This window comes from Rhodococcus sp. P4_B6 (genome assembly GCF_056402215.1).
This window is the reverse complement of sequence record NZ_JBFUHV010000111.1, coordinates 36,622-50,597: the sequence shown is the minus strand read 5'-3', so window position 1 is coordinate 50,597 and position 13,976 is coordinate 36,622. Positions and strand designations below refer to the sequence as shown.

Here is a 13,976-nt window from a genome sequence, read left to right as displayed (position 1 = left end):
GGCTTCTTCTCCGTCGGTGCGGCGAATGCCGATACGTTCATTCCGCTGCCCGGTGGTTCGATCACGCAGACGTTGGCTGACGGCACCGTGGTGACGGTGAACCTGACGGACGAGAGTGCGAACATTTCGCCGTCGATGGGTTCGACGCCGTTGCACCGCAACGTCTGGGTCAACGGCAAGGCCGCAGTTCACCTGGAAGGCGCCGGAGCGACCGGTGCGGACATCCAGCCCGGCTACGTGCTTGCGTGCCAGGTCGACTTCGGTGCAGAAGCCGGCGCGGGCGTCGACTCGGGGAACCTCGCGGACCTCGTGACCGGGGCCGCCACGTCCATTCCCGTTACGCCCAGCGGCAGTGGTGCCGTAACCCTCGGCCCCGGTGAGGCGGTCAGCGTCGACATCCTCGACCTCGAGGCGGCCGACGCCTACGGCGGAGAGTCGCACTCGGCATACAACAGCTTCGAGGGTACCGACGGCTCGGTCACCTGGGCCGACTCGACCCTCGGCGTGAGCGGCTGCGCCGGCTACGCGCAGGCGCGGTCGTACGTGAACGTGTCCGTGGAGACGGACAACGTGAGCAGCACCGTCACGCTGTGGGGACAGCCCTTCAGCATCGGCTGATATTCGTTCCACCCATGACTCCGGGCCCGTGCAAGCACCTGCTGCACGGGCCCGGAGTCGTCGAAACGCTATTCGCGGGTCTGCTCTAGCTTCGCAGCCTTCTCCGCGGGCATGGCGTGCGCTCCGTCGGAACTCGTTGCCGCCCCGTCGGTTTGGAGGCTCGCTTCGAGGATGTCGCGGATCTGGATCAGCAGGTCGGCCTCGCTTGCCTTCTTGTCTGCGGGTTCGGTGATGAAACGCTTCTTCGCGGCGTTGGCCGGGACAATGAGAATGAAGTACACGACCGCGGCGATGATCACGAAGTTGATCACGGCCGTGATGACGGCACCGATGTTGATGAAGGTGGCCGGGTTGTCGGCGAGGATCTGATAGCCCCAGCCCAGGTCGTTGGCGCCGCCCGCAACGGCGATCAACGGATTGATCACGTTGTTGGTGAACGATGTGACGATGGCGGTGAACGCGGCTCCGACTACGACCGCGACGGCGAGGTCGAGGACGTTTCCCCGGAGCAGGAAGTCCTTGAATCCCTTGAGCATGTCGACGTCTCCTCGAGTGGGTGGCAAGTCATCCAGCACTGTCTCCCGGAAAAGCCTAGATCAGCGCGGCGCCGCGTGGCGGGTCACTGAAAGGTCACGGTGATCGCGTTCGTGAGGGATGCCGCGGCCACCGTGGTGGCGTCGGAGGCCGGAAGCGCCAGCATCACCACTCGTTCGCGCTGGTCACGCCCGTTCTCGGACGGTGTCACCAGCACGACGACGGCGCGGGACGCCAGGACGGTGGCGCCGGACCGCCGGTCCGGATCCGATGGTGTGCCGGGATCGACCGTGAGCACGTCGACGCGATCACCCTCACGCAGGAGTTCCGTGACGGCCGGGTCGGCGAGCCGGACGGGAACGATCCGCGCGTCGTCGATCCCGGCTGCGGCAGCGGCCAGACGCGGTCCCAGTACCCGGACGTCGGTGAGGGCTTCACCGGCGCGGGTCGGTCCGGCGAGGGTGCGTCCGTCGACATCGGCAACGGCGGTGACGGCTCCGTCGGGCAGGCTCCCGGCCTCGAACTCGACCAGTTCCACGTCGGCGTCCGTGAGGACGACACCGGGTGGCAGATCCCGTGCCGCCACCACGACCGCGGAGCGGGCGGAGCCGGGGTCCCCGCGGGCGAGAAGGGCCAGCGCGAGGCAGACGAGTGCGGCGGCAAGGACGCGCCTGGCGGCGAGGGTGCGGGCCCAACCTGGATGAGCGAGATCCGACAGCCGGTCGGCCCACGACGGGCTCAGGCTTCGGTGTGCGCGGTTCGACCGGTTGTGGCCGGTCTGGGCAGGGTCGAACGACATGGTTCGACGCTAGGAGACCGGCAGGCCCGTAGGTACGCCGAACGGGCCCGCCTGTGGATGGACGAGAAGTTGTGGATAACCCGCGGACGCGCGAGAACTAGCTGGCAGCAGCCTTGGCCGGTGCGGCGGTCGCGGTGCTCGACGAGCTGGACGAGGCCTTCGACGAACTGTCCGACTTGGCAGCGGGAGCGGAATCGGTCTTGGCCGGCTCGCTGGCCGCTCCGGACGTGCCACGGCTGTCGGTGCGGTAGAAACCGCTGCCCTTGAAGACGATGCCGACGGAGTTGAACAGCTTGCGAAGCTTGCCCGAGCATGCGGGGCAGACGGTCAGGGAGTTATCGCTGAACGACTGGACGATGTCGAAACGGTTGTCGCATTCCGTGCACGCATATGAATAAGTGGGCACTGGGTTCCTCCGCACTGTGTAGTCAAACCGCAGGTTTTAGCACTCTACAGTCGACAGTGCCAACAACGCTAATCAGGGAACTATTCCGGAGCGCACGTTCCCCCTTGTCCACCGAGCGCGACGAGGCCCGAGCCGGGGGTGAGAGCCCATCCCATACGTACGTCGTGAGGATCCTCCGGCAGTTCGGACACCAGTTCCTCGTCGCGGACCACCGTGATCAGCCGCGCGCCGGGGGCGGCGAGCCCGAGGGTCCGGTCGTAGAAGCCCGCGCCGCGGCCGAGTCGCACGCCCCGTCGATCGACGGCCAGGGCGGGAACGAAAATGGTATCGGCCGAACGGATCTCGCTGGGTTCCTGCACCGGTCCGGTGGGTTCGCGCAGGCCGTAACTCGCGGCGGCGAGACCGTCCGCGCCCGTGAACTCGGACCAGTGGAGCGGGCCGGGACCGCGGGTGACCGGCACGAGGACGCGCCCGGCGACCCGCCTGAGGGCTTCGAGAAAGTCCAGTGACCCGGGCTCGAGCGCGGTGGGGACGTAGGCGCAGACGGTCGATCCGCCGGTGACTTCACGTGTGACGAGCGCGACAATTGCCTGGTCCTCGGCGGTGCGGCGTTCCGGGGTCAGCGCACGCCGCCCGGTGAGCACCAGGCGCCGCCACTCGTCCTTCGTTCGTGCGTGCATGCCCCAACCTTAGAGCCGGCCCGGCAGCGTCTCCGGCGGGTTCCGGGAGGTAGCTGACAGGATCTTGGTGACTGACTGGTAGGTCCGCACAGTTAAGGTGTGGGCATGACAGACGCCGCCCCGCACACCGCCAGCGCCTTTCGCACGGCTGTCGTGCCCGCAGCGGGAATGGGGACGCGATTCCTTCCCGCGACCAAGACCGTGCCGAAAGAGCTGCTCCCGGTCGTGGATACCCCGGGTATCGAACTCGTGGCCGGAGAAGCCGCCGATTCGGGTGCCGGCCGGCTCGTGATCGTCACGTCGCCCGGTAAGGACGGGGTGGTCGCCCACTTCGTCGAGGACCTCGTCCTCGAGAGCAAGCTAAAGGCCAGCGGCAAGTACCACCTGCTCGAAAAGGTGCGCAAGGCTCCCGGCTTGCTCGAGGTGGAGTCCGTCGTCCAGGACCAGCCCCTCGGCCTCGGCCACGCGGTCGGCTGCGCGGAGTCGGTCCTCGACGACGACGAGGACGCCATCGCCGTGCTCCTCCCGGACGACCTCGTGATGCCGCGCGGCGTGCTCGAGACGATGTCCCGGGTCCGCCGCAAGCGCGGCGGCACCGTGCTCTGCGCCATCGACGTCCCCAAGGACCAGGTGAGCGCGTACGGCGTCTTCGAGGTCGAGACGGTGCCCGACGCCGTCAACCCCGACGTCCTCAAGGTCACCGGCATGGTCGAGAAGCCGGCCATCGAGGACGCCCCGTCCACGTTCGCGGCCGCAGGTCGCTACCTCCTCGACCGCGCGATCTTCGACGCGCTGCGGCGAATCGAACCCGGCGCCGGTGGCGAGCTCCAGCTCACCGACGCCATCGCCCTCCTCATCAAGGAAGGCCACCCCGTTCACGTCGTCGTGCACCGGGGCACGAGACACGATCTCGGAAATCCCGGCGGCTACCTCCGCGCTGCGGTTGACTTTGCGTTGGACATGGAAGAGTACGGCCCGTCGTTGCGCGAATGGCTGATCGACCGATTGAAGCGGACGGAATCCTAGAAGCTCGGGAGGCAAGAACTTGCGGTCGGTCGAGGAGCAACAGACGATCGTGACCGCGGCCGCGGTGGCGCCGCGGCCGGTCCGTGTGGCGATCTCCGAAGCCCAGGGGCTGCTGTGTGCCGAAGAAGTGGTCACCGAGCGGCCGCTTCCCGGGTTCGACCAGGCCGCGATCGACGGTTACGCCGTCCGTAGCGTCGACGTCCAGGCTGCCGGAACCGACATCCGGGACGACGACGGTGCTCCCGTGGAACTGTCCCTTCCCGTGGTCGGGGAGGTCACGGCGGGTTCGCGGCAGCCGATCCGGCTGCAGCCCCGTCAGGCGGTCAAGGTCGACACGGGCGCCCCGCTCCCGACGCTCGCCGACGCCGTCCTCCCGCTCGACCGCACCGACGGCGGCCGCGCCCGCGTCAAGATCTACAAACCGGTCCGCTCCGGCGACTACGTGCGCCGCGCCGGCGACGACGTGCAGCCCGGCGACGTCGCCGTCCGGGCAGGCACCATCATCGGCGCCGCCCAGGTGGGGCTGCTGGCCGCGGTGGGACGCGACAAGGTGCTCGTGCATCCCCGGCCCCGGCTGTCCGTCATCTCGGTCGGTGGCGAACTCGTCGACGTCGACCGGACCCCGGGGCCCGGTCAGGTCTACGACGTCAACTCCTACGCGCTGGCCGCCGCCGCCCGCGACGCAGGCGCCGACGTCAACCGGGTCGGTATCGCGAACGCCGACGCGCGTCGTCTGCGCGAGGTGGTCGAGGGTCAGCTGATCCGGTCCGAGATCGTCGTCATCGCGGGTGCGGTCGGCGGTGGCGCGTCCGAGGACGTGCGGGACGCACTCGCCGATCTCGGCAACCTCGAGGTCGACCGGGTCGCGATGCACCCGGGATCGGTCCAGGGTTTCGGCCAGCTCGGCCGGGACGAGGTTCCGACGTTCCTGCTCCCGTCCAATCCGGTGAGCGCCCTGGTGGTGTTCGAGGTGATGGTGCGCCCGCTGATCCGCATTGCACTGGGTCGCAGGCAGCCGATGCGCCGCATCGTCACCGCCCGCACCGTCGCGCCCATCACGTCCATCGAGAACCGCAAGGGCTTTCTCCGCGGTCAGCTCATGCGCGACGAGGCCACGGGGGAGTACCTCGTCCAAGCTCTCGGCGGGGCGCCGGGCGCGTCCTCACACTTGCTCGCCACCCTGGCCGAGGCCAACTGCCTCGTCCTCATCGAACCCGAGATCACCGAGGTGCGGACGGGTGACCAGGTGGACGTGGCGTTCCTGGCGCAGCGTGGCTGATGACACGGTGTGAGACGGCATGACACAGCATCGGTGTGAGACGGGATGACGCAGCATCCGGGTTGGCCGCCGCATCTCGGGCCTCTGCGGGTGAAGGGTGGCGTCGTCACAGTGCGCGCCATCAGGTTGCGTGATGCGGCCGCGTGGAGCCGTCTGCGCACCCGCGACCGCGCGCACCTCGAACCATGGGAGCCGACGGGGGAGGCGCCCTGGGAAGCGCGCCATCATATTTCGGGATGGCCGGGGCTGTGCAGCAGTCTGCGTTCGGAGGCGCGGAAGGGTCGGATGCTGCCGATGGCCATCGAACTCGACGGCAATTTCTGCGGCCAGATCACGATCGGCAACGTGGTGCGGGGTGCTCTGCGCTCCGCGTGGATCGGTTATTGGGTGGCCAGCGACGTCAACGGGCTCGGCGTGGCCACGGGCGCGCTCGCACTGGGGCTCGATCATGCCTTCGGCCCCGTGGGTCTGCACCGCGTGGAGGCCACCGTGCGCCCGGAGAACCTGGCGAGCCAGGCGGTGCTCCGCAACGTCGGCTTCCGCGAGGAAGGTCTGCTCGCGCGCTATCTGGACGTCGACGGGCAGTGGCGTGACCACATTCTGGTCGGCATGACCGTCGAGGACGTGCCCGGCACTGTCGCGGACTCGCTCGTGCGGAGTGGCAAAGCCACCTGGGCGTGACCGCCGACGCCGTCAGCGCGTGACCGGCAAATCCGCACTTGTCTGCCCGCCGAATCGGACATGGACAAACGTCCAGCTATGTGACAGTTACTTCACGGTATCAAAGCTCCCCGGCCGGGACTCCGCTTTCGGCGAGTCTTTGCCCGATCGTTTCCTTCGCCCGCTCGGCGCATGTCGAGCACCACATTTTCGCGTTACGCGTGTGACACCTGAGTATGGTGGGATCGGCGCGTCTGCGAAGATGTGCGTGTTCATGCGGTTAGCCTGGATGGGTCAACAGCGGTATCCATGCTGGTAGACGATTGGGAGGAGGTCGCCGAATGCCGAACTCGTTTCTCTGGATCGGGCTCGTCGTCGTGTGGCTCTTCGTCCTGGTCCCGATGCTGGTGAACAACCGCCCCCGGATTCGGCAAACCAGTGACGCAGCACTCGCGACGCGCGTGCTGCACCGCGGCGACGAACGTCCCGTGCAGCGTGGACCCGCGGCAGGGCACCGCAGCGACCCGTACTGGCAACCGGAACCGGACCACTACGGCTACGACGCGGAGGACCTTGTGGACACTCACGCAGAGGAAGACGATTTCGACGGTGAGCGGGCACCGGTCGGTGAGTACGTGCCGGTGCGCCGCGGGCGTGGCGGCTTCGATCCCGAGGCCGACGCGATCGCGCGCGAGGCCCGCTACGGGTTCAGGCAGCGATCGCTTCTCGGGCTGGTGTTCGCGACGATCATGTCGGCGGCGCTCGGGCTGATCATCTCGCCGCTGATGTGGTGGGCGTTCGCGGCGGGCGTGGCCGGTCTCGTCGCCTACATGGCGTACCTGCGCCGGCAGGTCCAGATCGAGCAGGAGATCCGCCGTCGCCGAACCGCGCGTCTCAATCGCTCGCGGCTGGGCGTCGAATCCCGGAGCGACGACGAACTCCGGCTCATCCCCGCCCGGTTGCGGCGTCCGGGGGCCGTCGTCCTCGAGGTGGACGACGAGGACCCCGAATTCGATCATCTCGAGCACTTCGACGACGAGCCGATGCAGCAGGCGACCATGCGCCGGGCCGCCGGTGAGTAGCCCTCCGATCCGGGCCGAAAGCCACGTCGGTGCAGGCGATTCGCTCCTTCCGCGGGTTGCCTGCTAGAGTTTGCCGAGCGGATCGCAGGATCCGCGCGGGGCTGTGGCGCAGTTGGTAGCGCGCTTCGTTCGCATCGAAGAGGTCAGGGGTTCGATTCCCCTCAGCTCCACCACAGAAGAGGCACTCACTCCGTCCGGAGAGAGTGCCTCTTCTGCGTTCCGGCCCAGGTGAGTGCCGTCGTCCGGTGTGCGGGACCGCGACTCTCCGAACCACAATTTGCCAAAAGGTAACTGAATGCTGTGTACTGTCCGTAGGTCATCAAGGGGTCGATCGCACGGGGTGGAAATACATGCAGGCAATGCGCAAGATCTCGAAGTTCCTGGAGCCGGCGACGGTGGTCGCGACCATCACCGCGACGATGTTGCTGGTGAACGTTCTGTGAACTCCGGCCGGCCAATCGACATCGCGACGGCCCCGACCGATCCGCACCGCCAGGCGGTAACGCCGAGCCCGTAGGGGTTCTCCGAAGCTGCTCGAGTCCCACCTGGCTCGGGCATCGCTGGTGGTGCCGGTTCCCCGACACCGGCACCACCAGCACCTCCGCTCGATTCGCTCGTTACCATGACAGCGGCGACGTCGCCGTGAACGTGGTGTCGTGAATACGAGGGGGGGGTGCATGGTGAGCGCGCGTCGTGTCTTTCGAAGGCTGACCGTGGTCGGGCTGGCTGTGGCCTTCTTGTCCGGGCTCGCCTGGATCACTGTTTCGGCGTTCCCGTCCGACGCCGTCGCCGGCCCTCAGTACCACGAATGCGACGGCGGCCGCTGCGAAGGCGGTTCCGCCGGGTCTCCCGGCGGTGGCAAGCCCAGAGATCCCGACCCACCGTGCGAGAGCCGGCGCGGATGCGGTGGCGGAGAGCCCAGCGAGACACGGGAACCCAGTCACACGGCCGAGCCGACCAAGACGGCGGAGCCGTCCGGGACCCAGGAACCGTCCGGGACCACGGAGCCGTCCGGGACCACGGAACCCACCGTGTCCGCTGAGCCCACCGGGACGTCGACTCCCTCGACGTCACGTGTCGTCGTCGTTCCGCCCAACCCCATCGTGTTGCCACCCGTCGCGGAACCGAAGGTCGTGCGCCCGGACGCGTCCGGAGGCGACGATTCCGGAGACGTGGGATCCGGCGACGCGGGTTCCGACGCTGCGGCCGCCCCGGCCCCCGGGAATCCTGCCGGTGCGCCACCGGCGTCCGGGGGAGCACCGGCAGGAGGTTCCGGGTCCGGTCCCGGCGCCGCCGCGGCAGGCCCGGGTGTGAGCGGTTTTACGGATTCCGCGCCCCAGGACCGGCCCGCCGGGGAAACCCCGGGCAGCGACGCACAGTCGCCCGGCGCACAGGCGCCCGACGACGGCGATCCGGATGCCGCGCCGCCGGGAATGGTGCCGGTGGTCCACAGTGAGCCGTTGCCTGCGATCACCGTTCTCGGTGGGGTCGGCGTGCTGCTGTGCTGCGCAGGCGGAGCGGGTGCGCTGACCTTCAAGGGCGCTCGCGCACAACAGGCGCGCATCGCGGCCGCGCGGGCGGAATTCTTCCCGCCCGCTTCGAATGGAGGGGTGTAGTCGTGGGGGCGAACAGATCTCATCGTCGGGTGGCGGCGGCCGTGGACGCGGTGTGTGACGCCGCGGCCCGAGCCGAGGCAGTGACGCTTCGGCACGTGGTGGACGCGGTGGCCCGCGAACGGCAGCGTGCCATCGAACTCGATTTCACGAAGCCGATGGCACCCGGGGTCTGCGGCCAGCGGCGCGCGTACCCGGACCGGGACGTGATCGTGCTGGCGCCGGGTCTGCCGGACCTCGACCGCACGCTCGCGCACGAGTTGGGTCACATCGTGTTTCGACACGAAGGAGCGGAGATCGTGGCCGCGACCCTCGAAGCCGGCGACGATCTGATCGCCTACATGCTCAGCCAGCGGTCGCGGCGGCGGGGAGACGAACAGCCGTCCGACGAGGTGGCCGAGTGGGAGGCCGAGACGTTCGCGTCGATGCTGCTCATCCGTTTGAAGACGATGCAGGGGCGCGGTACTCCCGTGTCCGTGCTCCGGTACGACGAGGCGATCGGCTGATGGGCTGGCTGGTTGCGCTGGTCGTCTGGACGGCGGCGGGTGCCCGGATCGGCCGAGTCGCCGCGCGTCAGCCGACGCCATTGCGGGTGGCGATGGTGGTGGCCGTGTCCAGTGCGGCAATCGCGTCGACGCTGGCCGTCCCGGACGTCGCAGGTCGCCTCGACACCGTGGCCCCGGCGCCCGGGCTGTCGCAGATCGTCCTCGAACTGGCATGGACGCTGTTCGCCGCCGCGAGCGCGGTCGGCGCGGTCTCCGTGTGGCCGATACTCCCGCGTGCGGCGTTGCGCGCCGTGGCCGTCGTCGTCTACACGGTCGCCGTCGTGGTCGGAATCGGGCTTGCCGGTGGATATCCCGTCCCCGCGCTGGTGTTCATCGTGATCGCGCTGACCGCGGTGGTCGTGACCGGGGTCCGGCACGTCGCGTGGACCCCGCTCGGCCGGGGAATCTCGCTGATCGTCGTCGGATCCGCGACGGTCCTGGCGGCGGCCGGCGTGGGACTGGTGCGCGAGGTGTCCGGGCAGACGTGGACCGTCGGCTCCTCGCCGGCGTACACCGTCGCGGCCGTGATCGTGTCGGTCGGCACCGTGTGGGTGCTCGTCGAAACCTGGCTGCGCGCACGGCAGGACCTGCGCCGCATGGACACTCTGCATTCGGTGCTCGTCACCAGGTTCCCCGAAGTGGTGGAGGGCGACGGCAAGGGCAGCACGGCCGTTCTCCGCGCCTCCGACGCGGTCGCCCACGTCATGGACGCGCTGTACCTGCAGGCGGGTGCGGGCATGCTCGACACGGACGAACAGGACCTTCCGGAATCGACGGCCGAGCGCGCCAGGATTCTCGCGCGCTGGATCGACGACCCGGTCGCCTCGGACGTCCTCGACACCGAATGGATCGCGCTGCCCCAGGGTATGTCGCCGCGCCGATGGGTGCTCGAACTCGCGGACGCGTACACCGAGTTCGGCACGTCGGCCCCGGCTCCCGCGCAGGCGGATACCGCCGACTCGGCTGCGGACTAGCCGGAGCGACCGGTGATACCGGTCAGTCCGGCGATCCGGTGACGAGCCATCCGCAGGGTGCGGCGAGGTCCTCGGCCTCGGGCGGGCCCATGGATCCGGCGGGATACGGCTTGGCCGGGGGAGGGTCCCGCAGAAGCGCGTCGGCGACGGTCCAGACGTGGGCCAGGCCGTCGGGGCGCGTGAACAGCGACCGGTCGCCGTGCAGGACGTCGAGGATGAGCCGCGAATAGGGTGCCAGGGCGTGGCCGAGCGGCACCGTGTCGAGGGGCAGCCCCAGGTGGCCCACCGACAGGCTGTCGTCGGGCCCGGGTTCCTTGACGACCATCGAGATGTCGATCTCGCCGTCGCCCTTCAGATCGAAGGTGAGGACTGCGCCGTCCGGCGGAATGTCGGTGAGCGGGCCCTGGGGACTGCGGAAGACCAGGCTCACCCGTTGCTTGCTGACGCCCAGCATCTTTCCGGTGCGGAGGAGGAACGGCACCCCGTGCCAGCGGTCCGTATCGACCCACAACCGGGCGGCGACGAACGTCTCCGTCGTCGAATCGTCCGCGACACCGTCGACGTCGCGGTACCCCTCGTACTGGCCGAGCACCACGTCGGCGGTATCGAGGGGACGGAACGCCCCGATCACGGATTCCCGTGCGGATTGGAGATCGTCGGCGCCCAACGTCTCCGGCGGTTCCATCGCGATCTCGGCGGCGACCTGGAACAGGTGCGTCACGAGCATGTCCAGGACGGCGCCGGTGGCGTCGTAGAACCGGGCGCGGTCGTCGATGTCGAGTGTCTCGGGCACGTCGATCTGAATCTGCTCGACGTGTTCCCGGTTCCAGACGCCCTCGATCATCCCGTTGGCGAAGCGCAGGATGTGCAGGTTCTGGGTGCTCTCCTTGCCGAGGAAGTGGTCGATCCGATAGATCTGCTTCTCGTCGAGGACGTGGTGCACGGCTTCGTCGAGTTCGGTGAACGCCTCCTGGGAAGTCCCGAACGGCTTCTCGTACACGACGCGTGCGCCGTGGGCCAGATCGTGGGCGCCGAGCGCACGGGTGGTCTCGGCGAATGTGCTCGGTGGCAGCGCCAGGTAGTGGACCAACTGCGCATCTGCCGCGCCGAGGTCCTGCCGCGCCTGCTGCACGGCCGCGGGGAGCGTTCCCGGGTTGTCGGGGGTGAAGCCGCCGCCGGCGAATCTCAGCCGCCGGGAGAACGGTTCCCAGTCGGCGTCGTCGTGCGGCACTCCGAACTGGTTCACGACGTCGCGCACGTGGTCGCGGAACTGATCGTCGGAGACGTTGCCCCGCCCGGTGCCGATCAGCATCCACTCGGAGTTCAGGAGTCCGGACAGGGCGAGTTGGAAGAACGCGGGGAGGACCATGCGTTTGGACAGGTCTCCGGTGGCACCGAAGAGGACGAAGATCGTGGGACCGAGCTGCGGTCTGTCAACCATTGCTCCATCATGCGCCACGAAGACACGCCGGGCAGGACAATCCGGTGGTGTCGTAAGGCCGGCGTTGCGAGTCCTACGCGGATCTCCGGAACAATCTCCGTCGAACTCGTTGCCGTCCAATGACTCTCGTGATCAGCGGGACGCGTCCGGCGGAACCTCCGGCAATCCCTCGCTGGCGCGGAGTTTCTCGGCCATCGTGGTGAGCAGATTCTGCGACTCTTCGGAAAGGTCGAACGCGCGGCTGGAGAGCTTGCGGAGTCCGTATCCCTGGAGTTGCGAGAGAAGCTCGAGATCGTGGTCGATCTTCGCGGCGTAGATGTCGTTGAAGAAGTAGTCGGGCTTCACCTTGAAAAAGCGGGCGAATGCCGCGACCGTCTCGTCGGAGGGATTGGTGCGCTGTCCCGATCGGAGTTGGGAGATGTAGGGCTTCGAGATCTGATGTCCGTCTGCGATCAGCGCCGCAGCGACCTCAGCGTTGGTATGCGGTTTACGTCCCGGAGGGTGGACCGTGTCGAAAAGCTTGTTCAACCGCGCAGCAAAATCTGCCATTGTGAGCCGCCGGGTCCTCTCTCGTGCGCGCGTCAGTCGTGTGAACGACACCGTACCACGATGATAACCGATTGATAACTCACGGACATAGAGGCAAAACGCCGTTCGCTCGAGCATGGCTTATCTCATATATGTTTCAATCACCGGGCGCCGCCCGCTCGGGAATCCTCGGCCTTTCGGGAGCCCTCTGTGCTCGTCACGCACGGTCTACCGTTGAAAGTTCAAGGGGGGCGCCGGTGCGGTCGGCGATGTGCTCGCATCGGAATCCGCGGCCGAGGGTGTGGCCGCATGGTTGCCGTTTCAATCACTGAGAGTTTGCTGGCAACGTCGCAGGGGTGTGCACCGCGAGGTCGACGTGGCTATCGTCCCTGTTCAGGGCCAATGTGTTGCGTTGCGCATCGCAACGTCAAGAGGTCGCTCGCGGCCCGTGGGGCTTGGTGAACACTACTGTGAAGCAGAGCCTTCTGCACGGGCGGCGGGCCGCGCGCCGCCGTTTCGTTCCACGGCCGCTGCGGGTCGGGTGCGCGTCCGCCTCGGCGAGCTGGACGATTGTCCAGCTCAGGTGGGGTTCTGTAGCGGCGGCGGACCTCCGAGTCTGGTCAAAACCGAAGCCGTCAGGGATGATTGTGATATGGAACACAGAATGAGTGACGCCGAGCTTCGGAAGGCGATTCGAGTTCTGCGCGAGCGCGCCGACGACGCCCGGCACCGAGGAAACGACGACGATGCCAACGGGATCGAGAGGACGATTCGTACTTATCAGGAAGAAATGACCCAGCGGTTGTGAACCGTCACGAACCGGCCCGGCGAGGGCCGGTTCGCGTCATTTCCGGGCAAATGTGCCGCCGCAGTTGCGTGCGCGCAATCAGATTGCGTGCGTAGACTTCCAGCCGACACGGATCGGTGACGACGGGGGCGCACACGGCTATGGCGATCAAGACGCTGGACGGCAAGAAGTGCCTGATCACGGGTGCAGGTAGCGGAATCGGGCAGGCAACAGCCCTGGCGGCCGCGGCCGAGGGCGCCGAACTGTTCCTCACCGACATCAACGAGGTCGGCCTGGCGCAGACGGTCGAGCAAGTCGGCAGCGGTGGGGGCACCGTCAGTTTCTCGCGTGCGCTCGACGTGTCCGATTACGACGTGGTTGCCGCATTCGCCGCCGATGTCCACGAACAGTTCGGCAGCCTCGACGTCGTGATGAATGTCGCCGGCATCTCTGCGTGGGGGACGGTCGAGAATCTCGAACACCGTCACTGGAAGTCCATGGTGGACGTCAATCTGATGGGCCCGATCCACATCATCGAGAGTTTCGTGCCTCCGATGGTGCGGGCGGGACGCGGCGGTCACCTGGTCAACGTCTCTTCCGCCGCCGGACTCCTGGCGCTCCCGTGGCATGCGGCTTACAGCGCAAGCAAATTCGGTCTCCGCGGAGTGTCCGAGGTCCTGCGGTTCGACCTCAAACGGCACGGGATCGGCGTGAGCCTCGTGGTTCCCGGCGCGGTCAAGACGCCGCTGGTGGGCACCGTCGAGATCGCAGGCGTCGACCGCGACGATCCGCGCATCCAGAAGGCGATCCACCGCTTCGAGAAGCGCGCTGTCACGCCCGAAAAGGTGGCGTCCTGCATCATCGCCGGCATCAAGAAGGACCGGTACCTGGTGTACACGTCGCCGGACATCCGGTTCGGCTACTGGTGGGCCCGCAAGTTCTCGCCGCCGTACGACTTCGTGATGCAACGGGCGAACGACCAGTTCAGCAAGTTCCTGTAACGG

Annotated in this window: 16 protein-coding genes and 1 tRNA gene; 11 read left to right on the top strand and 6 right to left on the bottom strand. The window is 67.8% G+C overall.

The features are described from left to right. Window positions 1-618, top strand: a 618-nt coding sequence (locus AC1DWT_RS34970) for an MspA family porin (protein WP_477924147.1), incomplete at its 5' end; no start/stop codon positions are given. A 68-nt stretch (window positions 619-686) separates the two neighbouring features. On the opposite strand, the gene mscL is transcribed toward AC1DWT_RS34970, so the two are convergent. The 4 genes from mscL to AC1DWT_RS34950 form a co-directional block, all read right to left on the bottom strand. Further along, on the bottom strand, window positions 687-1,154 hold the full coding sequence (gene mscL, locus AC1DWT_RS34965; protein ID WP_072941183.1) for a large conductance mechanosensitive channel protein MscL: 468 nt from the start codon (window positions 1,152-1,154) through the stop codon (window positions 687-689). Window positions 1,155-1,237: 83 nt separating this feature from the next. Then, complete coding sequence (locus AC1DWT_RS34960; RefSeq protein WP_095861228.1) at window positions 1,238-1,951, bottom strand: SAF domain-containing protein; 714 nt, start codon at window positions 1,949-1,951, stop codon at window positions 1,238-1,240. Between the two features lie 97 nt (window positions 1,952-2,048). Beyond that, window positions 2,049-2,357, bottom strand: a complete 309-nt coding sequence (locus AC1DWT_RS34955) for an FmdB family zinc ribbon protein (RefSeq protein ID WP_072941177.1) — start codon at window positions 2,355-2,357, stop codon at window positions 2,049-2,051. An 80-nt stretch (window positions 2,358-2,437) separates the two neighbouring features. Continuing rightward, a complete protein-coding gene (locus AC1DWT_RS34950; RefSeq protein ID WP_072941174.1) occupies window positions 2,438-3,037 on the bottom strand; it encodes a 5-formyltetrahydrofolate cyclo-ligase in 600 nt (199 codons plus the stop codon). A 105-nt stretch (window positions 3,038-3,142) separates the two neighbouring features. On the opposite strand from AC1DWT_RS34950, the gene AC1DWT_RS34945 reads away from it, so the two are divergent. The 8 genes from AC1DWT_RS34945 to AC1DWT_RS34910 all read left to right on the top strand — a co-directional run bounded on the left by AC1DWT_RS34945 (window position 3,143) and on the right by AC1DWT_RS34910 (window position 10,216). Further along, window positions 3,143-4,063 carry a UTP--glucose-1-phosphate uridylyltransferase gene (locus AC1DWT_RS34945; RefSeq protein ID WP_072941172.1) on the top strand — a complete coding sequence of 307 codons (921 nt, stop codon included), beginning with the start codon at window positions 3,143-3,145 and terminating at the stop codon, window positions 4,061-4,063. Window positions 4,064-4,082: 19 nt separating this feature from the next. Continuing rightward, window positions 4,083-5,342: a molybdotransferase-like divisome protein Glp gene (gene glp / locus AC1DWT_RS34940; protein WP_095861227.1), complete on the top strand. Its 1,260-nt coding sequence runs from the start codon at window positions 4,083-4,085 to the stop codon at window positions 5,340-5,342. Between the two features lie 45 nt (window positions 5,343-5,387). Then, entirely contained in the window at window positions 5,388-6,023 is a 636-nt protein-coding gene (locus AC1DWT_RS34935; RefSeq protein ID WP_015889441.1) for a GNAT family N-acetyltransferase, read from the top strand. Between the two features lie 320 nt (window positions 6,024-6,343). Then, window positions 6,344-7,084, top strand: a complete 741-nt coding sequence (gene sepX, locus AC1DWT_RS34930; protein ID WP_095861226.1) for a divisome protein SepX/GlpR — start codon at window positions 6,344-6,346, stop codon at window positions 7,082-7,084. A 97-nt stretch (window positions 7,085-7,181) separates the two neighbouring features. Beyond that, a tRNA-Ala gene (locus AC1DWT_RS34925) sits at window positions 7,182-7,257 on the top strand. Between the two features lie 858 nt (window positions 7,258-8,115). Further along, entirely contained in the window at window positions 8,116-8,700 is a 585-nt protein-coding gene (locus AC1DWT_RS34920) for a hypothetical protein (protein ID WP_477924144.1), read from the top strand. A 2-nt stretch (window positions 8,701-8,702) separates the two neighbouring features. After that, window positions 8,703-9,203: an ImmA/IrrE family metallo-endopeptidase gene (locus AC1DWT_RS34915; RefSeq protein ID WP_095861224.1), complete on the top strand. Its 501-nt coding sequence runs from the start codon at window positions 8,703-8,705 to the stop codon at window positions 9,201-9,203. Continuing rightward, window positions 9,203-10,216 carry a hypothetical protein gene (locus AC1DWT_RS34910; protein WP_095861223.1) on the top strand — a complete coding sequence of 338 codons (1,014 nt, stop codon included), beginning with the start codon at window positions 9,203-9,205 and terminating at the stop codon, window positions 10,214-10,216. Before AC1DWT_RS34915 ends, AC1DWT_RS34910 begins: the two co-directional genes overlap by 1 nt. A 22-nt stretch (window positions 10,217-10,238) precedes the next feature. Here AC1DWT_RS34910 and AC1DWT_RS34905 read toward each other — a convergent pair whose 3' ends face one another. Next, complete coding sequence (locus AC1DWT_RS34905; protein WP_477924141.1) at window positions 10,239-11,657, bottom strand: glucose-6-phosphate dehydrogenase; 1,419 nt, start codon at window positions 11,655-11,657, stop codon at window positions 10,239-10,241. Window positions 11,658-11,789: 132 nt separating this feature from the next. Further along, on the bottom strand, window positions 11,790-12,206 hold the full coding sequence (locus tag AC1DWT_RS34900) for a helix-turn-helix domain-containing protein (protein ID WP_005238699.1): 417 nt from the start codon (window positions 12,204-12,206) through the stop codon (window positions 11,790-11,792). Window positions 12,207-12,849: 643 nt separating this feature from the next. Here AC1DWT_RS34900 and AC1DWT_RS34895 point away from each other — a divergent pair. Both AC1DWT_RS34895 and AC1DWT_RS34890 read left to right on the top strand, forming a co-directional pair. Continuing rightward, complete coding sequence (locus AC1DWT_RS34895) at window positions 12,850-12,993, top strand: hypothetical protein (protein WP_005561362.1); 144 nt, start codon at window positions 12,850-12,852, stop codon at window positions 12,991-12,993. 140 nt (window positions 12,994-13,133) lie between these two features. Further along, window positions 13,134-13,973, top strand: coding sequence for an SDR family oxidoreductase (locus tag AC1DWT_RS34890; RefSeq protein ID WP_072941158.1), 840 nt, complete (start codon window positions 13,134-13,136; stop codon window positions 13,971-13,973). Window positions 13,974-13,976: the final 3 nt, after the last annotated feature.